The following is a 21210-nucleotide window of genomic DNA, read 5'->3' as shown; positions in this document are numbered from 1 at the left end:
GCCCAGGCCCGCCAGACGGGCGCCAGCGACAGCAAGGGCAAGACCCCGTCGCAGCTCAAGGGCGCGACCTACAACGTCGAGCGCGACCGCAATCCCCAGGACGTGAAGAAGTGGCTGGGCGGCTTCGCCAAGAAGAACAAGCTCGACTTCATCCAGCTCCAGGAGATCAACGGCTACCACAAGGCCCTGGAGAACATCCCCGGCTACCACCTGGTGACCTTCCCCGGGGCCAAGGACCATGGCGAGACGGGCATCCTCGTGAAGGACAGCCTGCTCCAGGGGCAGAAGACGTCCATCCAGGGGGAGGGTGGCGGATGGACGACGGTGCGGGGTGGCCACGCTCCGCCGCGGGCGGCCACGGCGGTCAAGCTCGCGGGCTGGCTGCAGGTCGTCTCGGCCCACCAGCCGCCCTCGGTCGACTGGAAGGGCGGGGAGCCCGTCGGGCCGAAGAACCGCGTGAGCACCTACAAGTCGCTCTCGCAGAAGCTGCTCGGCTTCGCGCAGCGGAAGATCGCGAAGAACCCTGACGAGGGACTGCTCATCGGCGGCGACTGGAACGAGCCCGCGTCGACGAAGGGGAAGTGGTCACCGAACTGGATCGCGCAGCAGGCGGGCATGAAGACCCACGGCGGCGTGGAGAGCCACGGCCACGGCAAGATCGACTATGCGATGTCCTACGGGTGCAAGGTCACGAACGTGAAGGCCGGCCCGACCGGCGGCTCGGATCACAACATCGTCATGTTCACCGTGAGCCGTCCGAAGGGGAAGGGCTGACGCGCGGCTCAGTGAACCTGGACTGTTTCGATGCACATGGACTGAAAGAGACATTCCGGGTGTCCACGAGCGCAATGACACACCGTGCGGGGCCGCTCGATAAAAACGCTTCGTGGAGGGAGCCGATACAGGTGGAGGTTGTCCGGCGAGCATGCGCGCCTCTACGCTTGCCGGATGAAACGACTCCTGACTGCGCTGATCCTGCTTCCTTCGATGTCCTTCGGGCAGGTGCGTGTCGACCTCAACGTGAAGCTGCCTGACATCGTCTTCACGACGCCACCGCCGCTCGTCGTCGTGCAGCCCGGCGTGCAGGTGGTGGAGGACTACGACGAGGACCTCTACGTCGTGGACGACGCGTACTGGGTGCGGCGCGACGGGCGGTGGTACCGGGCGCGCGACTACCACGGTGGCTGGGAGGTCGTGGAGGAGCGGAGGGTCCCCGTCACCGTCGTGAGGCTGCCCCCCGGGCGTTACAAGAAGTGGAAGCACTCGAAGAAGGGGGTCGTCGTGCCCGCGTCGCACCGTGAACGTGGCCATGACCACGGGCACGACCGGGGGCACGATGACGACCACCACAAGGGCGGCAAGGGCAAGGGAAAGAAGAAGTAGCCCGGCCAGGCCCGCTCCGCCCCGGAAGCGGGGACGGAACAGGTTGGACTCGCGCAGGGAGGCGGCCAGCGCGGCGATGTCGTCCGACTGGCCTGCACGCGGCTCGTGCAGGCACCGCTCGAAATGCCCTCACGCCCCGAGGTGACGAGGGTGCGCGCTCAAGGCGCGTAGGTCTCCGTGTGGGAGAGGGCGCCGCCATTGAACCCTCCTACAACGAGCACCTTGCCAGAGGAGAGCAGGGTCGCGGTGTGTTGGTTGCGCGCCGTGGCCATGGAGGCCGCGGAGGACCAGGCGTGGGTCGCCGGGTCATACAGCTCCGTGGAGTCCAGGTAGCTATTGAAGCCCCCTGTGACGAACACCTTGCCAGAGGTGAGCAGGGTGGCGGTGTGGAGGGCGCGGCCTGTGACCATGGTCCCGGCGGAGGCCCAGGCGTTGGTGGCCGGGTCGTACACCTCCGAGGCGGCGAAGTAGCCCGTGTATCCCCCGGCGACGAGCACCTTGCCGGAGGCGAGCAGGGTGGCGGTGTGCTGGTAGCGGGCCGTGGTCATGGCGCTCGCGGAGGACCAGTCCTGGGTGTCCGGGTCATACAGCTCCGCCGAGGCCAGTGAGCTGCCATTGAGGCCCCCCGTGACGAGCACCTTGCCGGAGGGAAGCAGGACGGCGGTGTGCTGGCTGCGGGCCATGGACATGGAGTCCACGGCGGACCAGGAACCGGTGTCCGGGTCATACAGCTCCGCGGAAGCCAGGGCGCTGCCATTGAAGCCCCCCGTGACGAGCACCTTGCCGGAGGGGAGCAGGACGGCGGTGTGCTGGTAGCGGGCCGTGGCCATGGAGTCCGCGGAGGTCCAGGCGCCGGTGTCCGGGTCATACAGCTCCGCGGAAGCCAGGGCACTGACATTGAAGCCCCCCGTGACGAGCACCTTGCCAGAGGCGAGCAGGGTGGCGGTGTGATGGAAGCGGCCCGTGGCCATGAGGCCCGAGGAGGACCAGGCGTTGGTGTCCGGGTCGTACACCTCTGACGAGGTGTCGCCATTGTAGCCCGCGGCGACGAGCACCTTGCCGGAGGGGAGCAGGGTGGCGGTGTGGTTGTAGCGCCCCGTGGCCATGAGGCCCGCGAAGGACCAGCCGGTCACGCACGTTTGCAGGCCGGAGGGGGAGAAGGACTTGGAGGCCGAGATGCCATAGGCATTGGTGACGACCCCGGTGATGGAGGGGGGCGGGCCCGTCACCGCGCAGGAGGGCGCTGTCCATGTGACCTGGCTGGTATTGGCGGTGCTCTGTACCGCGGACAGCGAGCCCATGTTGGCGGTCCAGGCAAACGTCATGGAGCTCGTCTGCGGGTCCATGGCCGTGACGTCAAAGGTCACCGTCTGGCCCGGAGCGGCGGAGGTGGCGGACTGGTAGAAATGGGTGAAGCGCGGCGCGAAGCGCTCGGTGGAGGAGGCCGCGACGCAGAGGTTGAGCGAGCCCGTGGCCTGCCCACCCCGGTCGTCTTGCACCGTGACGGTGAGCCGGCAGTTGTTGCACGCGCTGGCTGGAACGGAGGAGGGGATGAAGGACGCGGTGCTGGAAGTCGCATCCGTCCAGGTCCCGGGGCAGGTCGCGGCCCACTGGTAGGAGAGTGCATCGCCATCCGCATCCGAGGCATTGACGGAGACGGCGGTGGACTGCCCCGCATCCATCCGGCTGAGCGAGGCCGAGATCCTGGAGACCACCGGCCAGAGGTTGAAGGAGACGCCGATGGCCGCGTCGCCGGTGGAGGTGCCGGAGACGACGTTGACGGCGAGGGAGACGGAGGCGGCGGCGCCCTGCGAGTCCGTCACGGTGAAGACGAGGGTTTGGATGCCAGACGCGGAAGGCGCCGTCCACGAGGAGGTGCCATCCGTGGGGGCGGAGAAGGTGCCGCTGGACGCCGTCCACGCAAAGGTGAGCGCGTCCCCGGTGTTGGGATCATGCGCCGTCGCGGTCAGCGAGAGTGATCCGCCAGCCTGGACCGTGGTGGTGGAGGCGACGACGGAGTCAATGAGGGGGGCTTCATTGCCATACGGAGCGGGTGGGGCAAGCTCCTGGAGGGTGATGACCACGGTGGTGGTCTGGTTCGCGGCAATGGTGACGCCGGAAGTCTGGCCCTGGAACCGCCGGGTGCCGGAGGCGTCGAAGGCCTCGGCAAGGAAGGAGTGATTGGCGCCTGCGGGGATGTCCCCGATGAGTCCGCCCCAGGAACCGTTGGATCGGCCCAGGTCTATGACGCGGGGTGGCATCTCCGCAGTGGAGAGCGTCACCTTGACGCGAGTGACCTCCTGCGCGGAGAGGGCTTGCTGGACGGAGGCTGCGAAATGGACGGAGCCGGAGGGCCGAGGAGTGCAGGCTGCCAGGGAGAGCAGGAGTCCGGTGGCCCAAAGGGCAATGCGACTAAAGGGGGGCATGCCTTGAAGAATCCAATACATGGAAGATGATGCAAGAAACCCAAGGGCAACCGATGAAAGGTGAGGCCGTCATGAGTGCGAAGACTTTCTTCCGACGCTACCGAGCGCTGTCCCTGCTGATGGGAGGTTTGCTGCTGACGGCCTGCGAAAAGGACCCGGCGAAGCCCGATCCGGTTCCGGACGCCGGGTCGGGAGTGATGAATCCCGGGACGCAGGGCGAAGGGGAACTGACGGAGGAGGGGCAGCGGGTCCGCTACTCATTGGCCACGAAGGCCGGACACTACTACCGGTTCAGCTGCCAGGGGGACACCCTGCCTGGATGCGAGGTTCGGAGGCTCGATCCGGGCACGCTGGAGCCCCTCCCGACCAGCGGGGCCTACGATTTCAGCTACGCTACCTGGCGTGCGGCAGTGGATGAAACCGCCATCGTGGACGTGGGGGCGTCCCGCCATTCGGAGGTCAAGGTTGGCCGGTATACCTTTGACTTCTCCGAGACCGAGGACTCCGAGCCCAACACGACACAGGACGCCATTTCCAAGGAGGTCCCGTCGGACTTCGCCGGCGTCTTGAACGACCCGGATGACGTGGATGTCTTCCGGTTCTCCATTCCAAAGGGGCACATCCTGGCGGTGCTCTGCTACCCCAACCCCTCCAGGAACGGCATGGGCCCAATAACGGAGATGGTGAGGGCGGATGGCACCGTGCTCAACACGCATTCATATCTGCACAGGCGCGGGGAGAAAGCGCTGTCCGGCGAGAACGACACCGGAGAGGACCTCTTCGTGCGAGTCTTCAGCAATGTGGGCGGTGGGGATGTGGGGGGCTATTCCTGCAATGCGGCGGACGACGGAGTGGACGAACATCCGGATGCGCTGCCAGAGGCCACGGTGGTGACGGTGCCCTCGACGACCGACGTGAAGTTCTGGCCCGAGGGTGATGTGGACGTGCTCGCGGTGGACCTCGTGGGAGGTCACACGTACCAGGTGAACTCGAACGGATTCTCCTTCTATCCCGCCACGACGGTGCTGGATGCCCAGGGCACCGTCCTCGCGAAGGACATCGAGGACCCCGATAGCTTGAGTCTGATTGCCGAGTTCACGGTGCCTTCCACCGGGCGCTACTTCCTCTCGCTCCGTCGCCTCCAGGGGTTCGGTGTCTACGTCACCTACTACGACACGGAATTCACATACAGCATCTCGGATGTCACGCCGTAGCCCTTGAGTGGGTCTTCGGGCGTCGGGGGCTGACCCGACGCCCGCCCCCCGACGACTCAGGGTTCGAGCTGCGGCTGCAACGTCCAGGTGAAGGTGATGTCCGCGTAGGGGAACGTCCCGGAGAGCTCGCCATTGGGCTTCGCGAGCGGGGGTAAACCCGAGTCCGTGAGGAGGATGTCCCCGGGGGCATCCTTCACCGGACCCCGGCAGTCCGGACCTCCGCTGACGGCCAGGTCCACGATGCGCCCATCCGCGATCCCCGCCGTGTACGCGCGCGATGCGTGCGACAGCCAGGACTGGGTGTCGGGATCCGGTGACTTCAACTCGTTGAAGGGGTTCATCAACATCACCCCGCCCGATGCGACGAACACGTACTTCGTGGGGCCGTGCGTGTACCGGCAGCCTCCGGACACGTAGTCGACGTCGAGCGTGAAGTCGCCGCTGAGCGGCATGATCATTAAGGCCCCCAGCCGCTTCGTGTGCGGGAGGCTCGGATGTTCGTAGTCCGAGGTCGCGAAGCCCCCCAGCACCTGGAACTCCAGGTTCGCGTCGAGGATGTGTCCCTGGCCCGACCAGCCCGCCCCCTTCTGGAGCGCGTTCGAGGTGCCCTTGTACTTCCAGCAGCCCAGGTTGCTGCGCTTGAGGTAGGGCGTCTTCGCCGCCTTCAGGCTCCCGCCGCCACCCGACTCGAACTTCGCGTTGCTGGTGATGATGATCAGGTCCTGTGCCCGCTGCGACTTCATGTCACGGCAGAGGCCCACGTACTCGTAATCGCTCCAGTCCTCCTCGTGCCACGTCCCGTTCGCGTCGTTCCAGAGCGCGAGCACCTTCACCGGATCCTTCGACTCGGTGATGTTCTTGAACCACCCGTTGTGGAAGAGCAGGGAGCGCGTGTTCGGGTCGCTGAACGTGAAGTGCTCGTAGTGGTTGGACAGGTTCTTCAGCTCGTCGTGGAGCTCTTCCTTGTGCTCGGGCGCGCCGGCCAGGTCGCCGTTGAGCGCGTGGGACTTCACCTTCTCCGTGAGCTGGTCCCACTTCGCGAAGGACTCCGCCTTGGCGTCGATGGGCGCCTGGTTCCAGAGCACCTTCGCGAACTCCGGCCACGTCTTCTCCAACTTGCCGGGGACGACGGAGTCCACCGCGGTGAGGCTGGAGGTCTCCGTGGTCAGCTTCTCCAGCGCCGCCACCACGACGTTCGGACCGTGCTTCTTCGCCAGGTATTGGAAGAACAGATAGGCGCCGTATTCACGTCCCGCCAGCATGCCCGCCGCCGCCGAGGTGCAGTGGCCCGGGGAGCGGTCCTCCAGGGACAGGTCCGGGGAGCTCATGAAGCAGTCGGCGTAGTCGTGCTCGAGCTGCAGCGCTTGCCCATACACGTGGTCGATGGCCCAGTTCGCGGTCGCATCGCGGATCCATCCGTATTGGGGCTGCGGGCCCTTCGTCTTATAGGACCACTGGATGGCGTGCATCAGCTCGTGTGCCACCGCACCCTTGAGCTCGTCGTTGGTAAGCCCGTCCGACACCAGGATGTAGGTGGCGGACTGCGTGTTGTCGAAGCCCTCCGGGACGGTCAACCCCCGGCCGGTCATGTTGCGGGACAGGTAGATGTCGAGGTGGGCGCTTCCCCCGTTGCAGCCGGCGTAGGCCCCGTCGGTGAGGGGCTCCTTGAGTCCCAGCGCCATCAGCTTCGGCCAGATCTCCTTCTCGATCGCCCTGTCGAGGAGGATGGCCTGATCGCGCTGACTCGCGAAGGCGAACTCGAACCAGACCTTCACCTTCGCGTAGGACGGCGAAACGGAGTGCCACCTGTCGGAGCTGGGCTTGCAGGCGGGCCGCTTCATGCTGCGCAGCCGGGTGTCGGATAGGGGCGTGTTGAGCCAGCTCCCCGGGTCATCCGGGCGGAGCATGTACATCCCGAGCGCTTCCTGCATCGGCGCGGAGAGGTCGTCGAAGCGCTCGCGAAGTTCTTCGAGCGGGGTGACGTCGAAGCCCGGCTCGACGCGGGCCTTGTACTGGAGGGGCAGCCGGGGATCGCTGAGCGCGGCGTACACCCGGTAGGCCAGCAGCTCTTCGTCGTTGATGAGGCCTGCCTCATGCGCGGACGCCAGGACCTCGTCGCTCGACGGACGGGATGCGTCATCCGGCATCACGACCACCGTCAGCGTCGTGCTCACCGACCCCACCTTGGCGGTGATGACCGAGCCGCCGGGGGCCACGCCCGTCACCCGGCCGTCGGACACCGTGGCGTACTCGGGCAGGTTGGAGGACCAGGTCACCTGGACGTTGTTGAGAACGTGGCCGCTGTCGTCGAGCGCATGGGCGGCCAGGGTCAGCGTTTCGCCGACCAGGAGCGTCGCCCCGTTCGGAGAGAGGGTGAGCGCGGCGACCTTGTCGCTGTCGTCATCCTCCCCAGGCCCCGGATCGGGTTCGGTGGAACCGCAGGCGAGGACGAACGTGAGCAGGCACAGCGCGAGCCAGCGGGCTCCATGAAACACAGGCATTTCCAGGCCTCGAAGTGTCGAGCCGCGGGGTGCGGGCTGCAACAAACCTTTATCGGCACGGCGCCAGGTGAAGTTTCTCCAGGCCGGTGGATGTCTGTCGTTGACTGGGAGGCCACAGTTGCCTGTCAGGCAACAACGGGCCGGGAGCGTGGGGGGGCGCGCTCGCGGTGCTGGCCGCATCCGCCTGGAGCCGGCGGACGCAGCGAAGGCGCAAGCGATGCTCTTCGACGCCACCACCCTGGAGCGTGTGGCGCTGGACGACACGGCGCGCACCCACGCCGCGCTGGCTCCGGCGCCACACCCCGAACGACACGGTGACCCAGTGGTTGGACGACGAGCTGGGCTACCCCGTCCGCGAGGAGTCCGACCTCTTCGGCACGCTCACGCTGACGGACATCCAGGTGGGTGCGCAGCGCGCGGAGCGCTTCGTCATTCCCAGCGGCGACCAGGCGGAGCGCGACTGAACCGGCTCCGGCAAGTGAAGGGGACAACAGCCCACTCCGCGATTCTTGACAGCATCACTGACTCGCGGGGAGGGTGAGCGCCCGGCGCCCCCTCCAGCCCTGGCGCCCCTCGCCTGAAAGGTCCCGCGTGTCCGCCTTCTCCGCCGCCCACCTCGCCACCCTGGGGCTGTTGCTCGCCGCGCCCCAGGCCCGCGCCCAGGCGACCGAGCCCGAAAAGTCTCCGGAGCCCCCCAGCGTCCAGATCTCCGAGGAGGGCTACGTCTTCTCCACCGCCGACAAGGCCTTCGTGCTGAAGATCCGCGGCCAGCTCCAGGGGGACGGCCGATTCTACGTGGCGGACTCGGACCGGAGCGGCACCAACACGTTCCTCATCCGGCGCCTGCGCCCCTTCCTGGACGGGACGCTGTTCGGCTTCGTGGACTTCCGGCTCATGCCGGACTTCGGCGTCAATCAGCCGCTCATCCAGGACGCGTATATCGACCTGCGCCCCGTCGAGTGGCTCCGCCTGCGCGCCGGCCGCTTCAAGACGCCCTTCGGGCTGGAGCTGCTCCAGGCCAACACGGACGTCCCCTTCATTGAACGCTCGCTCACCTTCGGCCTGGTCCCCATCCGCGACGCGGGCCTGCAACTGCACGGCGACATCGCCGGGGGGCGCCTCAGCTATGCGTTCGCGGTGGTCAACGGCGATCCCGACGGCGCCAGCATCGACGTCAACACCGACGACAGCTTCGACCTGGTGGCCCGCGTCTTCGCCCAGCCCTTCAAGGGCGATACGAGCTCCGCGCTCCAGGGCCTGGGCCTGGGCGTCGCCGTCTCCCGGGGCCTCCAGTTCGGCACGCCCTCCGCCAACACCGCGACGACCGCCCTGGGGCCGCAGCGCAGCACCGGCCAGGAGATCATCTTCAGCTTCCTGAACAACGGGACCCCCGGACCCACGGTCGTCGCGGACGGAGAGCACGTGCGTCTGTCGCCCCAGGGCTACTTCTACTGGGGCCCCGTGGGGCTGCTCGCGGAGTACGTCCTGTCGTCACAGGAGGTGAGCATCGGTGACCAGCGCGCGCGCCTGACCCACCACGCGTGGCAGGCCTCTGCGTCGTATGTGCTGGGCGGGGAGGCGTCCTTCACGGGCCCCAAGCCCCACCGCCCCTTCGACCCCAAGACTGGCAAGGGCGGCGCGCTGGAGCTCTCCGTGCGCTACCAGGGCCTGGACATGGACGACGACGCGTTCCCCGTGTTCGCGGATCCCACCCGCTCCGTGAGCCAGGCCCGGGGCTTCGGCGTCGCCACGCTCTTCGCCTTGAACCGGCGCGTGCGCGTCGCGTTGAACTACCACCACACGCGCTACGAGGGCGGGGCCCTGGACGGTGACAGGGAAGCGGAGAACGTCGTGATGTCCCGGTTCCAGGTCGCGTTCTGAGACACGGGCCGTCTACCGCGGTCCCCCGGCGGATTCCTGAAGGCGCGTCAGGCCCGGAGCAGGCCCGATGTGCACCTGCGTCACGACCTGCGTTTCGTTTCCCGCTGCATCCGTGGCGCGCACCAGCAGCGGGACGGATCCCCGGTTGACCAGGTCCACCGTGTGGCTGACCGTGCCCGCGCCGCTGTCCAGCGTGCTGGTCTCCAGCCACTGCGTCGTCACACGCGTGGGCGTGGCGTCCTGGACGGAGGAGGTCACGGTCACCAGGGGGCTGGAGAGCGTTTCGTCCCCCCGCGGAGCGAGGATGGCGAGGACGGGAGGCGTGAGGTCCACCGTCACCGGCAGCTGCTTTCGCGTGACGGCACCGCTCGAATCGGTGGCGGTCAGCTCCACGACATGGGGGCCTTCCCCCAGGTTCAGGAAGGTGAGGACGAAGCCTCCGCTGAGGTCCGGCGTCACGGGGAGGGGGGCGCCCCCGTCCACCTGGAAGGAGGCCTGGGTGACGGGGGCGCCGCCGGGACGGGGCGTGGTCCAACCGCAGGCCATGAGGGTCGTCTCCCGCGTGTATCGCGGCAGGTTGCACATCGTGACGTTCAGCGCGTCGTCCGGCGGGGGCTCCGTGACCTGGATGGTGGAGACACACTGCACCTGATTCCCGCCGACGTCCGTGGCGGTGTACGTCACCGGCGTGGTGCCCACCGGGTACACGCCAGCCGCGGGGCCGGAGACCTGGGGCGGCGCGCAGGAGTCCTCCGCGGTGGCCACGCCCGGTGTCACCAGGGCGCCCTCCGGGCCCGTGCCCTGGACGGTGATGGGCGCGGGGCAGGTGAGGGTGGGCGGCTGCGTGTCCCGCACCGTCACGCTGGCCGTGCACGACGAGCTGAGTCCCTTGCTGTCCGTGCACGTCAGCGTCGCTGTATGCGAGCCCAGCGCGTGCGGACAGCCAGGGGTCTGCACGCAGTTCACGGTGTCGCCCGTGTCCGGGTCGAAGGAGCCGTCATCCACCGAGCCGCAGCCGCTGCACGTGCTGTTGGCGGGAACGATGATGCCCTTGCAGCGGGCCACCGGGGGCTGGTTGACACAGAAGGCTCCGGGGCAGCTCGGACCGTCCGCCGGATCATCCCAGACGAGCTGCTCGATGGCGCTCGCGGGCTCGCTCATTCCTTCAGTGAAGGCGAAGACCTGGATGCTGTTGTCGCAGGCCTGCAGCGGCACCTGGAAGGAGAAGGTCGGGTCGAAGCCGCAGTCGGTGCAGAGCGTGACGTCCGGTCCTCCGTTGAGCCGGTACCAGACGCGGTCCACCTGGGCGGGCCGGCTCTTCACCTGTCCGGAGACCTGCTTGGAGTCCGATGCGGCGCATCCTGCCAGCGAGGCCAGGCTGATGGACAGCGGAGGCACCAGCTTGAGCCGCTGTCCACACCCCAGCGTCACCCCGATGGGCGCGAAGCTGGCTTTGTTCACCGCGCCTGACTCGCTCACCATGAAGGCGCCGGGCTGGAGGGTGAAGGTACCCTGGGGGAGTGCCATGGAGATCTGTCCGCTCGTCTGCGCGTACGAGGCGGGATTCGGCGTGTTCCAGACCGCGGGCGTCCCGTAGGCGGTTCCCGAAGCCACGTAGGCCGCTGGCTGGTTGCGCCAATCCCTGCCGGTGTAGCTGCCGGACACGTCAGCGAAGGGATTGAAGAAGCGGCCTGAGGTGGAGGTGTATTGGATCTGCACCTCGTTGAAGCAGTACTCGTGGTTGATGCGGAAGCGCTGTTCAGGATTGAGCCGGGCGCTGCTGGCGCCATCAATCGTGGAGCGCAGTGCGAGCGTCCCGTAGCGGAAGCGCGCCGGGTCATACAGCCCAGGCCGGGTGGTGAAGGGGCCGCTGCCGGTCGGCTCGGACCAGAAGCTCAGGGCGAACTTGTGCTGGGTCCAGTCCAGGACCAGCAGGTCGAAGGTCAGGGGCAACACCTGCTCATACGTAGAGACCAGCTCGCCCAGGTTCGCGTCGAAGGTGCCGGGGAAGGCGGTGTGGCTGGAACCGCCCGAACCGGTCGTATGGAAGTAGGTGCCCCGGCTTCCAATGGCCGTGGAGTCGGGCACGCCATCGCCATTGCTGTCGTGATCCCCCTCGAAGTAGAGCGCCTGGAGCGAGCTCCAGGCCCCCGGATGCTGGCGCATGAAGGGGTCCGCCAGATGGACGGAGCCGTAGAAATAAGCGGGGTGCATGTCATAGGCGTGGCGTGTCTGCCCATTCACCTGCCGCGTCAGCGGCATCGGTGGGCCCTCGGTGACGGACACCGGGAAGGCGTAATAGGGCGTGTTGACCTGCGTGAAGTTCCGCCCTGAGCGCAGGTTGGCCCTGGCATACGTTGAATAGGTGCCGACGGTGAGGTTGGGGCTCGTCCACCAGCTCGCGGCATCGTTCACGGGAGACCAGCCGCCGGGCAGGTTCAGGGTGTGTGCCTGGGCGGGCCCACCGAAATAGATGCTCTTGGAGGAGGCGGTCTCCCCGTGGATCTCGAAGGCCCCGGTCAGGCCTCCGAGCGCGGGGGGAGCGGGAGTCCCCACGGGAATGCACGCCTGGACGATCTCATCGCAACCCGCGGCGAGCTGCACGGGATACGTGCTCCTCACCGGTCCCGTCGAGGTACTGACGCTGTAGGCGAGCGAGGCGGTCTGGCTCGTGCCGCCCGCCACGTAGTGGATGTAGCGCCCCGCGCCCCAATCCGACAGATACAGGCCGCCGTCGAGCCGGACGTCCCTGACCGCCGTCAGGGTCTGGCAGGTCGCATCCGTTCCGAACTGGAACTGGACAACGCCAATGCAGCTCTGGACCGTGACTTCCGTGGGGGCGGGCTGCACGTCGACGGGCCGGACCGTCACCCCGGACATGACAGGGAAGGCGTAGGTCCCCCGGCTGGCGCTGAGGTTGTAGACGACGCCCGGGTTGCCGCCAGCCCCTGCCTCGACCTGCATCTCGAAGCGGAACTCCGAGGGGCTGACCCGCACGGTGGAGCTGGTGGTGGCACTGAAACCCGGAGGCGATGTGCTGGATACGGAAACGCTGTTGGAGCCGTGGATCCACGAGTCCGTGGCCAGCAGCGCCAGCACCTGCGGATTCATGTTGGTGAGTCGCACCGAGCCCTGGAGCACGTTCGACTCCAGCTCCACCACGCCCCCTGCGTCGAGCGCGGCTTCCTTCTGGGCGAAGAAATCACCGGAGCCTTCCTCTGGCGCTCGCTCCTCACATGCGGCCAGCCCCACCAGACCTGCGAGGACCGTGAAAAGTCTTCCGAGTTTCAAAATCACCAGGTCACCGGGCCTTCACCGACAGTGGTTTTTGCGACAGACCGGCGGCGTATACGGAGTATGTGTATTGAATGTCAAATGCGTGGCGGGATGAGAGGGGTTGAGTCCAGCTCCACCCGCCTGGGTTGGCGCAGCCCGGGATGCTCGCGCTGCTCCATGATCAGGCAGGAGAGGCGAGGCAGGGCATCAGTGGCAGAAGACGACTCGGGGTGTACCGCACCGGATTGTTGAGACACCAGGTTGGTTGTAATCAGGCAGCTTGCTTCTGCAGCAACTCCCGCCGGGTCAGACGTCCTCGTCGGGAAGGAGCGTCCGAAGCAGTTCGTCGTCAGGACTGAGCGGGCGCCAGCCGGGAGGTGGGGGACTGGCGAGGAGCGCATCGCGCACCTGCCGCACGCGCTCTTCATGGGTTTCTGGGGTGTACGCAGACCAGCGCCCAAGCGCCATTGCAACCTCGAAGCGGCTTGCGTCGTCCAAGATGAGCGGCCAACCGTTGGGGAGTCCCTCGGCGACTTCGCGCACGAGCACGTCGCGAACGAAGCGCGTGACCCGCTTGTGCTGCTCCGCCTCGTACAGCAAGCCGCTCAACACCTGCACCGCAGCAACGTCGTTGCCCAGCTCGTCGGCCAGGACGTACAGCGGAACGGCAGGGCGCGCATCGGCAAAGGCGGTCAGTGAGTCGTAGCCTCGCTCACGGACCCGTTCGTACAGGCGCGCCTTGATGTTGCCCTGCCATGCACCTCCGTCGCTCATCGTCCTCTCCCACGAGTGAAGCTCATCGGGATCCTATAGTCCCGCATGCTCTTCGCGACGAGAGTCAGGATCTCGTTCCGCGTCAGGGTTCGACCAGTGGCAATCTCGGCATCGCCCAGGGCCTTCATAATCAGCCTGTTCCACTCGCCGGGCCATGTGCGTCCCAGCTTCCAGTTTCCCCCGCCGTGAATCGCCTCGTGATCGGCCTGCTCCAGCCGGACGCAGAACTGGTCGATGTCCATGTCGCCCTTGAAGCCGCGCCGCTCGAACCACTCGCGGTGCTCTTTCGGTAGGACATGGTGCTTGGGTGCATCCGACATGCCCGCCCCAGCTCTGTCAGTTACCTGCATGCCGCGCACCTCGGGGCTGTCCCCCAGCGCTTCGCGCACGCCCTTGGGCAGGTCCTGGTGCGCCTGGGCCATCGTGACCTGTCCGCCCTGAATGAGGACGGCCGCGCCGACGGCAGGCACGGAGATGACGCCCGCCTGCACGAGCCTTCGCATCATCTCCACCCATTCGGCGGAGACCACCAGCCGCGAGCCCACCATGACGCCGCCTGAACTCATCGCCAGACCCACGCCCAGCGTCACAGGGGCCGAGGGCGGCACACGTGGCAGGGCCATCTTCATGGTGGAGATCATCGTGACCATCTCCACCGCCTGCATCGCCGCGATGACCTGCCCGCCAAGCTTCATGGTTTCGCGGGTCTCCCGATGGAGCGTGTCGAACTCACGCGTCAGCTTCCCCATCAGTTCCGGCATCGCGGTGGTCGCTGTCTCCACCCGCTCCGGGTCCAGTGAGGCAAGGTCCGTCAGCGTAGGCTCCATCAACCCCTGCACGCGATGAAGGTCCACGAAGAGCTTCTCGGCGCTGCACATGGGGCAGTGACGGAGCATGGCGTCCGCGAGGTGCAGGAAGTCCACCCAGGTGGCCAAGAGGAGCGTCCCGAACTGCGCCGCCTGGAGCTTCGGCCCTGTCATGCGCAGCAGGCCCAGCTCCATGTCCGTGTCGCCAACTTCCGAGGCCGCTTCCGTCAACGCGGTGGCGCTCCCCAGCGCGCCATGAAGCCACGTCACCTGCTTGGAGCCCTGGTCGAGGTAGCGTGTGAAGACGCCAGTGAGGCTCCAGCCCCAGGGGTCCGGAGGGCGGGCCGCCAGCTGGGTGAACGCGTCCTCGACGCTGCGCAAGGAGCCCTTCACGTCTTTCGTCGCGTCGAGGACTGCCTGCCGCGTCAATGCATTGCTCCGGTCCCCGCCCCCGACAGCGCCGCCTCCCACGGCGGTCACGTCGTCACGCGGCTGCTGGCGGCGCAGGAGCCGTTGCTCGGGCCCAGCAAGCGCGCGCGGGAGGAAGTTCTGGGCGCGCGGGGGATCATCGCTCGGAGCCTCCACCCACGCGGGCGAGGAGTCCTCTCGCGGTGCGTAGCTCAAGCTTCGGCCAGGCCCAGGCGCTTGCGGCACGGAGGCGCATCCCGTGGCCAGCAGCACCAGGGCCAGCAAGAGGGCATCAGCGCGCATTGTCCACCCCCAGGCCCACCGAGGCGAACGCCCCCGGCCGCAGCGTCCCCTCCGGCGCGGGGAACAGCAGCGTTCCGCCCGTCCCCATCGCGTAGAGCTTCCCGCCCAGCAATCGCCAGCGGGCCTCGACGGCTCCCAGGTAGCGTGCCCCGGGTTGACCCATGCCCACTCCGAGCCCCTTCAACGCCACTTCGAGGCTGCGCGCGAAGAGCTGCACCGCTACGCGCCCGTCCACGTCGAAGCGGCCCCACGAGAAGGCCTCCATCCCCAGCGACAGCTTCAGGTGCTTGAAGAGGCCGCCGTAGCGGACCGCGTCCCAGCCCACCTCCGCCTCGCCATAGGCGGAAGTCCCGTCCGGGAAGTGGGCCTCCGCCAGTGGCACGCCCTCCGGCCCCGCCGCGTGGAAGCGCGCCAGCTCGTAGTCCGGGCCGAAGTATCCCTGTCGGAAGCCACCCTGCTGCCTGCGCACCTCCAGCCGCAGCCGCATGTCCAGCGTGGGGGTCACCGCATCCGCGCCCGCGCCCACCACCGCACCCCATGCGCCGCTTGCGCCGGGGCGTCCGCCCCAACCGGCAAGCAGGTGGGCCTCGAAGCCCGGCCGCACCACCACCACGGCGGTTCCGTCCAGGTGCGCCAGCGTCACCGGAGGCGCGTCTCCTCCAGCCTTCCCCCAGTCATGCACGGCGGAGAGTGCCAGCGTGTAGCGGCCCTGCGCGCGGGGCGGACCGAAGAGGACGTGCTCCAGGTCCAGCGCGACTTCCGCCCCCATGAGGCGCGCGCCCAGCACGTCCGAGGCGAACGCCTGCGTATAGAGGGGCCCCAGCGCGCCCGTGAGGAAGCCGCCCGCTGGGTGGTAGTCGGGATTGCTTCGGTTGGAGTAGCGCCGCACGAGGTGCGCGGACAGCAGGCTGTAGGACTCCAGCGCGCCGAACCAGACGCCCACGGGCGCGTCGTTCGAGCCCAGCTTGAGGCCGCGCACGAGCTGGCCCCAATCAGAGAGACTGTCCCAGTCCTCGCGTCGCACGAAGCCCGCGGCCCCTTCACCACCCCAGAGGCGCAACCGCACGGGCGCGCCCAGGTTGAGGCCGAACTCCGAGCCTCCGTCGAGAATGAGGGTCGGCTCCACCTGGAGGAAGCCCTCGTCCGTGCCGACGCTCGCGCGCGGCATGAAGGACAATGTCGTCGCCTCCACACGCAGCAGGTTGCGCCAGGCCTCGTCCCGCGGGCGCCGTTCCTCCTCCACGGGCGGCACCTCCGGGACGTCCTCGGCCCATGCGGCGACCGGCAACAGCAGCCACAGCCAGACGGCCCCACTTCGCGTCATTCGCATCCACGCCCCCTGGGAGTGACTCCTCCGAGGACAGCAAAGGACACGCGTCTGACATTCAGCCCGGCACCCGCAGGCCCCGCGCTGCTGGGCTCTCAGTGGCGAGGAATACGGGACTTGAACCCATACCCCTCGCGCGCTGCCGTCAGCCCCCCTTGTGCTGCCAGCCCTTGAGCTTCGCGTAGAGCGAGCTGCGGGAGATGCCCAGCTTCGTCGCCGCGCGCTCCACGTGGCCGCCCTCGCGCGCCAGCACGCGCTCGATGTGGCGGTGCTCCAGCTCCTCCAGCGTGAGGTCCTCGCCCAGCGGCTCCTCCGCGGGGAGCAGGGACTCGAAGCGCAGGGCACTGCGCGACAGGCGCGACGTGCCGGACAAGAGCACCGCGCGCTCCAGCACGTTGCGCAGCTCGCGGATGTTGCCCGGCCAGCTGTAGGCCATCAGGGCCCGCTCCGCGTCGGGCTCCAGCTCCACCTGGCCGCGGCCCCGGTGCGCGCCCATCTCCGCCAGGAAGTGGCTCGCGAGCACCGGCACGTCCTCCGCGCGCTCGCGCAGGGCCGGCACGTGGAGGATGAGCGTGCTGATGCGGAAGTACAGGTCGCTGCGGAAGCGCTTCTCCCGCGCGGCCACCTGCAAATCCTGATGCGTGGCGGCCACGAGCCTGACGTCCACGCGCCGGTCCTTCACGTCGCCCAGGCGCCGGAAGCGCTTCTCCTCCAGCACCTTGAGCAGCTTGGGCTGGACGGCCACGTCCATGTCGCCAATCTCATCCAGGAACAGCGTGCCCCGGTCCGCCACCTCCAACAGGCCCTGCTTCGCGGCCACCGCGCTGGTGAAGGCGCCCTTCTCGTGGCCGAACAGCTCCGAGTCCAGCAGGTCCTTGGACAGCGCCGCGCAGTTCAGGTCCACGAAGGGGGCCTCCTTGCGCGGTCCCCCTTCATGCAGCCAGCGCGCGAGCACGCTCTTGCCGCTGCCCGTCTCGCCCGTGACGAGCACCGGGCTGTCGCTGTCGCGCACGCGCTCCGCCTGGTCGCGCAGCGCGCGGATGGCGGGGTTGTTCCCCAGGAACGGATCCACCTGCGTGCGCACCGCGCGCGAGCGGTCCGCCAAGAGCCGCTGCCGCTCGCGCCGCTGGGCCACGAGCCGCTCCAGCACCACCTTGAGCACCGCCAGCTCCAGCGGCTTGGTGAGGAACTGCTCGGCGCCTTCCTTCACGGCCTGCACCGCCAGCTCGATGGAGCCGTGCCCGGTCAGCACCACCAGGGGCACCGCCGCGTCCAGCTCCTTGAGCCGGGGTAGCAGCTCCAGCGCCGTGCCGTCCGGCAGGCGGTAATCGATGACGGCCACATCGGGCCGGTGCGTGCGGAAGCCCTCCTGGGCCTCGGCGACGCTGGTGGCTTCGTCCACGTCGAAGCCGTGCTGGGTGAGGTAGCCCTTCATACCCAGACGGACGCCGGGCTCGTCGTCCACGAGCAGGATACGGGTGCGAGTCATGACACCTGGGACTGCGGAGTGGGGCCGGTGCTGCCGGCGCGGGAAAGGGCGGGCAGGAGGATGATCACCTCCGCGCCTCCCTTGGGATGGTTGGACAGGCGGATGCGCCCCTGGTGCTCCTCCAGGATGCGCTGGACGATGGACAGCCCCAGGCCGGTCCCTCCTCGACGCTTGCTGAAGAAGGGCTCGAAGACGTGGGGCAGGTCCTCGCTCTTGAAGCCGGGCCCTCCGTCGTGGACGGTGCAGCGCACCCAGGGGCGCCCCGCCTCCTCCACGGCCTCCGCCGTCACGTGGACGGTCGTGCCCTGGGGGGAGTGCTGCACGGCGTTCTCCACCACGTTGCGGAAGACATGGAACAGGCGGCGCGCGTCCATGCGCACCGGGGGCAGCGCGCCGGACACCTCGCGCTCGAGCTTCACGGCCGCCTTGTCGCTCGTGAGCGTGCAGGCGGACAGCGCTTCGGAGACCACCGGGCCCACGGCGCCGTCCGTCCACTCCCCCCGCGTGGGGCGGCCGTACTCGAACAGCTCCTGGGTGAGGTGCGTGAGGCGGCGCACCTCGCCGCGCAACACGTCCAGGTAGGGCTTCAACTCCGGCTGGGCGCCGTAGGTGGCCTCCACCGCGTCCACGACGGCGGAGATGGAGAAGAGGGGGTTGCGCACCTCGTGGGCCACGCCCGCGACGATGGCGCCCATGGCTGCCATCGTTTCACTGCGGCGCACGTGGGCCTGCAGCTCCAGCAGCCGGGTGACCTCGGTGGCCACCAGGATGATGCGAGGGTCCTCGCTGGCCTTCTCGTCCACCCAGGCGGCCGACAGCTCCCAGGTGCGCCCGGACTCCGCGTCATGCACCTCGCGGCTGGTGCTGCCGTGCGTCGCGCGCAGCTCCTCCACCAGCGGACCCGCGCTGGACCAGGGCGGCGCCCCGACGGTCACGGAGAGCGGCTGGCCGGAGGGATCCGCTTCTCGGAAGAGCACGCGGGCCGCGTCGTTGAGCCGGTGGATGATGCCCTCCGCGCTCAGCACCAGCAGCGGCGAGGACACCGCGTCGAAGGTGCGGCGCCACTCCGTCGCGGAGCGGCGGAAGCTGTCGTTCAACCGCTGGCGCAGGTCGTCCGCGAGGCGCCGGTCGGTGACGTCCGTGACGACGCAGCCCAGGTGCACGCCGCCCAGGTCGTCCAGGCCGGAGGCCGCGGCGCGGCTGCGCACCCAGCGCACGCGCCCGTCCGCGCAGATGATGCGGTGTTCGATCTCCACCTCCGTGCTCGGAGCCAGGGCCAGCGACTCGATGCACTCGCGATAGCGCGTCCGGTCCTCCGGGTGGATCATCTCCGCCCACAGCGGCGAGGGCGTCCCCTCCGGCCCGCCGCCCGTGGTGAAGGCGCTGGCCGGATAGCCGGTGGTGCGCTCCACGACGGGCGTGCAGTAGAAGTCCCGCAGCACGCCGTCCCGCAGCTTCCCGCCCCAGAGGTAGTCCGGCAGCGACCGGGTCAGCACGTCCAGGCGCCCCTCGTGCTCCTGGAGGGAGGCCTCCGCGCGCATCCGCTCGGTGACCTCCGACAGGGACGCGATGACGCCCAGCACCGCGCCGCCCGAGCCGCGCACGCGCGAGTAGCTCCCGAACCAGAAGCGCGTCTCGCCGGGCGCGGCGGGCGTCTCCACCTGGAGGCTGAGGTCCTGCAAGGGCGCGTCCGACTCCAGCGCGCGGGCGAGCCGGGGCGCGAGCGCCGTGCCCAGCGCCGGCAGCACCTCCGAGACGTGGCGGCCCAGGTGCGCCTCCGCCGGCAGGCCGTTCATCGCGGCGAGCGCGGCGTTGACGTGCACGTAGCGCAGGTCGCGGTCGTAGAACGCGAAGCCCACCGGCGTGATGTCCATCACCGCGTCGCGCAGCGCCCGCGCATCATCCGCCTTGGCGAGCAGTTGGGCGCACTCGCGCTCGCTCCGGGCCATGGCACGAAGCGCGACCCCCGCGCCCACCGCCGCCAGCACGAACGCGCTCACCGCCAGCAGGGCGATGCGGACACCCGCGGACTGGCTTTCGCTCCAGGCCGCCATCAGGCCCATGAGCACCGCGCACGCGGCGGCGACAGTGAGGAGCCGCGGGAGGTGAGGGGGCGAGGAGAACGGGAGCATGGCTCGCGACGAGCGCACCTCACTCTATGATTCCCCGCATCGACTTGCATCGCCGCGTGAAGGCAGCAAACGCTGTCATTGGACGAAGGTCCAGGGAGGTCCGCAAGTCGTCTCCTGCCGGTGAACGCGCTCGGACGCCGGGTGTGTCAGGTCCAGGGCAACCCAGGGGGCCGCGCGGGCGGGCGCTCACCCGCCGCGCGCCTCGAGCGGTCACGCGATGATCTTCGGCGGCCCCGGGTGGTTGGGGTCATGCGCGGGTGGGTCCTGGATGCCCGGCTCCACCTCCGGGTCCTGCTGGGGCGGCGGAGGTTCCCGGCGCTGGGGCTCGCCCGGCGGTGGATCCTTCTCCGGCATGGGCGGCCGGGGCGGCTCAATCTCAGGCGTGGGCTTCGGCTCCGGCTCCTTCACCGGCTTCGTGGGCGGGTTCGTCTGTGGATTCGTCGGCATGTCCTTCCACACTGCGCATGCCGCTCCTCCAGGGAACCACCGCGTCCGCCTCTCCGGGAGCAGGTGCGTGGTTTTCGACAGGTGCGGGAGTGTCCTCGCGACGGGCGTGGGCCCAGACCTCCACCACCGGCTCGATGCGCGGGGTGAGCTGGAGCATGGAGCTGGGAAAACAGCGCTCCGGCAGCCGGGCGAAGAGCTGGCGCGCGTCCTCCGCCTCCCGCGGACTGCCCACGGCGACGTGCGGCCGGACGATGAGGTCGGTGAAGTGGGGGGCCTCTTCAGGGCCTCCGCGCACCAGCCGGGCCGTGGCGGAGCTCTGGTAGAAGAGCACGCCCACGCCCGCCTCCCGGGCCCCGTCCAGGAACGCGTGCAGCGTGCGCCCCTCCACCGCGCCCACCAGCAGCGCCTCCGGGTCCCAGCGCCCCTCCTCGGGCCCGCCTTGCTGGCCGCACAGCGGGCGGCCAATCGGAACGGGGGGCGCATGGTCGCTCGTCAGCACCGCGCCCCGGTCCCCCTGCCAGTAGAGGCGCGTTTCGTACTCGGTGATGGAAGCGGAGGTCATCGGGCATCTCCTCGGCGAAGCGGGCATCCACCATGCGCCTTCAACAGCCATGCCCGGGCAATGCTTCACATCCCGCCAGTCCATGCCCCGCGGGGCGAGTCCCCCCAGGTGGGCCGGTGATCGCGGGGCCACACGCAGACTGACCCGGGATGCGGAGCGCTTACAACAGCCCTTTTGGACGATTCCGACTCCGCTGCCCTTGCTCCACATCACGCGCCTCAATGCCTGACATGGGGGGCGGCATGAATGCGATGCGATGCGGTGGGGGAACCGGTCCGTTG

At 68.7% G+C, this 21210-nt stretch carries 15 protein-coding genes; 5 read left to right on the top strand and 10 right to left on the bottom strand.

Going from position 1 to position 21210, the window contains the following annotated elements; genetic code table 11:
• Both D7W82_RS40450 and D7W82_RS08955 read left to right on the top strand, forming a co-directional pair.
• On the top strand, nt 1–774 hold a 774-nt coding region (locus D7W82_RS40450), incomplete at its 5' end, for an endonuclease/exonuclease/phosphatase family protein (protein WP_158617617.1).
• Between the two features lie 174 nt (nt 775–948).
• Nucleotides 949–1383 carry a hypothetical protein gene (locus D7W82_RS08955; RefSeq protein ID WP_120617937.1) on the top strand — a complete coding sequence of 145 codons (435 nt, stop codon included), beginning with the start codon at nt 949–951 and terminating at the stop codon, nt 1381–1383.
• 158 nt (nt 1384–1541) lie between these two features.
• Here the strand turns inward: D7W82_RS08955 and D7W82_RS08950 are convergent, their stop codons facing one another.
• A complete protein-coding gene (locus D7W82_RS08950; protein ID WP_120617936.1) occupies nt 1542–3809 on the bottom strand; it encodes a kelch repeat-containing protein in 2268 nt (755 codons plus the stop codon).
• Between the two features lie 71 nt (nt 3810–3880).
• On the opposite strand from D7W82_RS08950, the gene D7W82_RS08945 reads away from it, so the two are divergent.
• Nucleotides 3881–5023, top strand: a complete 1143-nt coding sequence (locus D7W82_RS08945) for a hypothetical protein (RefSeq protein WP_147439270.1) — start codon at nt 3881–3883, stop codon at nt 5021–5023.
• 56 nt (nt 5024–5079) lie between these two features.
• On the opposite strand, the gene D7W82_RS08940 is transcribed toward D7W82_RS08945, so the two are convergent.
• Complete coding sequence (locus D7W82_RS08940; RefSeq protein WP_120617934.1) at nt 5080–7524, bottom strand: Ig-like domain-containing protein; 2445 nt, start codon at nt 7522–7524, stop codon at nt 5080–5082.
• A gap of 314 nt (nt 7525–7838) precedes the next feature.
• Between D7W82_RS08940 and D7W82_RS40915 the strand changes: the two genes are divergently transcribed.
• Both D7W82_RS40915 and D7W82_RS08930 read left to right on the top strand, forming a co-directional pair.
• Nucleotides 7839–7988 carry a hypothetical protein gene (locus D7W82_RS40915; protein ID WP_199727712.1) on the top strand — a complete coding sequence of 50 codons (150 nt, stop codon included), beginning with the start codon at nt 7839–7841 and terminating at the stop codon, nt 7986–7988.
• A 127-nt stretch (nt 7989–8115) separates the two neighbouring features.
• Entirely contained in the window at nt 8116–9405 is a 1290-nt protein-coding gene (locus D7W82_RS08930; RefSeq protein WP_120617933.1) for an OprO/OprP family phosphate-selective porin, read from the top strand.
• A gap of 12 nt (nt 9406–9417) precedes the next feature.
• On the opposite strand, the gene D7W82_RS08925 is transcribed toward D7W82_RS08930, so the two are convergent.
• The 8 genes from D7W82_RS08925 to D7W82_RS08890 form a co-directional block, all read right to left on the bottom strand.
• Entirely contained in the window at nt 9418–12657 is a 3240-nt protein-coding gene (locus D7W82_RS08925; RefSeq protein WP_120617932.1) for a hypothetical protein, read from the bottom strand.
• Between the two features lie 330 nt (nt 12658–12987).
• The gene (locus D7W82_RS08920; RefSeq protein ID WP_120617931.1) at nt 12988–13455 is read right to left on the bottom strand and encodes an NUDIX hydrolase; all 468 of its coding nucleotides are present in this window, start codon (nt 13453–13455) and stop codon (nt 12988–12990) included.
• The gene (locus tag D7W82_RS08915) at nt 13452–14972 is read right to left on the bottom strand and encodes a DUF2380 domain-containing protein (RefSeq protein WP_120617930.1); all 1521 of its coding nucleotides are present in this window, start codon (nt 14970–14972) and stop codon (nt 13452–13454) included. The genes D7W82_RS08920 and D7W82_RS08915 overlap by 4 nt, the downstream gene beginning before the upstream one ends.
• Nucleotides 14962–16302 (bottom strand): hypothetical protein, encoded by a 1341-nt coding sequence (locus D7W82_RS08910; protein ID WP_120617929.1) that lies wholly within the window; start codon nt 16300–16302, stop codon nt 14962–14964. Before D7W82_RS08910 ends, D7W82_RS08915 begins: the two co-directional genes overlap by 11 nt.
• Nucleotides 16303–16444: 142 nt before the next feature.
• The gene (locus D7W82_RS08905; RefSeq protein ID WP_120617928.1) at nt 16445–17788 is read right to left on the bottom strand and encodes a sigma-54 dependent transcriptional regulator; all 1344 of its coding nucleotides are present in this window, start codon (nt 17786–17788) and stop codon (nt 16445–16447) included.
• Nucleotides 17785–19920: an ATP-binding protein gene (locus D7W82_RS08900; RefSeq protein ID WP_120617927.1), complete on the bottom strand. Its 2136-nt coding sequence runs from the start codon at nt 19918–19920 to the stop codon at nt 17785–17787. Before D7W82_RS08900 ends, D7W82_RS08905 begins: the two co-directional genes overlap by 4 nt.
• Before the next feature lie 210 nt (nt 19921–20130).
• Nucleotides 20131–20367 (bottom strand): hypothetical protein, encoded by a 237-nt coding sequence (locus tag D7W82_RS08895; RefSeq protein ID WP_120617926.1) that lies wholly within the window; start codon nt 20365–20367, stop codon nt 20131–20133.
• Entirely contained in the window at nt 20297–20929 is a 633-nt protein-coding gene (locus D7W82_RS08890; protein WP_120617925.1) for an OsmC family protein, read from the bottom strand. The genes D7W82_RS08895 and D7W82_RS08890 overlap by 71 nt, the downstream gene beginning before the upstream one ends.
• Nucleotides 20930–21210 lie beyond the last annotated feature (281 nt).

Source organism: Corallococcus sp. CA049B (genome assembly GCF_003611685.1).
GTDB classification, from domain to species: Bacteria; Myxococcota; Myxococcia; order Myxococcales; family Myxococcaceae; genus Corallococcus; species Corallococcus coralloides.
The sequence above is the reverse complement of the archived record's forward strand: the minus strand, read 5'-3'. Positions and strand labels throughout refer to the sequence as shown.

Excerpts from the sequence above, each read along its gene's own strand:
- D7W82_RS08915 (WP_120617930.1), bottom strand. The coding sequence starts at position 14,972 with ATGCGCGCTGATGCCCTCTTGCTGGCCCTGGTGCTGCTGGCCACGGGA.
- D7W82_RS08890 (WP_120617925.1), bottom strand. The coding sequence starts at position 20,929 with ATGACCTCCGCTTCCATCACCGAGTACGAAACGCGCCTCTACTGGCAG.
- D7W82_RS08950 (WP_120617936.1), bottom strand. The coding sequence starts at position 3,809 with ATGCCCCCCTTTAGTCGCATTGCCCTTTGGGCCACCGGACTCCTGCTC.
- D7W82_RS08905 (WP_120617928.1), bottom strand. The coding sequence starts at position 17,788 with ATGACTCGCACCCGTATCCTGCTCGTGGACGACGAGCCCGGCGTCCGT.
- D7W82_RS08920 (WP_120617931.1), bottom strand. The coding sequence starts at position 13,455 with ATGAGCGACGGAGGTGCATGGCAGGGCAACATCAAGGCGCGCCTGTAC.
- D7W82_RS08940 (WP_120617934.1), bottom strand. The coding sequence starts at position 7,524 with ATGCCTGTGTTTCATGGAGCCCGCTGGCTCGCGCTGTGCCTGCTCACG.
- D7W82_RS08910 (WP_120617929.1), bottom strand. The coding sequence starts at position 16,302 with ATGCGAATGACGCGAAGTGGGGCCGTCTGGCTGTGGCTGCTGTTGCCG.
- D7W82_RS08945 (WP_147439270.1), top strand. The coding sequence starts at position 3,881 with ATGAGTGCGAAGACTTTCTTCCGACGCTACCGAGCGCTGTCCCTGCTG.
- D7W82_RS08900 (WP_120617927.1), bottom strand. The coding sequence starts at position 19,920 with ATGCTCCCGTTCTCCTCGCCCCCTCACCTCCCGCGGCTCCTCACTGTC.
- D7W82_RS08895 (WP_120617926.1), bottom strand. The coding sequence starts at position 20,367 with ATGCCGACGAATCCACAGACGAACCCGCCCACGAAGCCGGTGAAGGAG.
- D7W82_RS08955 (WP_120617937.1), top strand. The coding sequence starts at position 949 with ATGAAACGACTCCTGACTGCGCTGATCCTGCTTCCTTCGATGTCCTTC.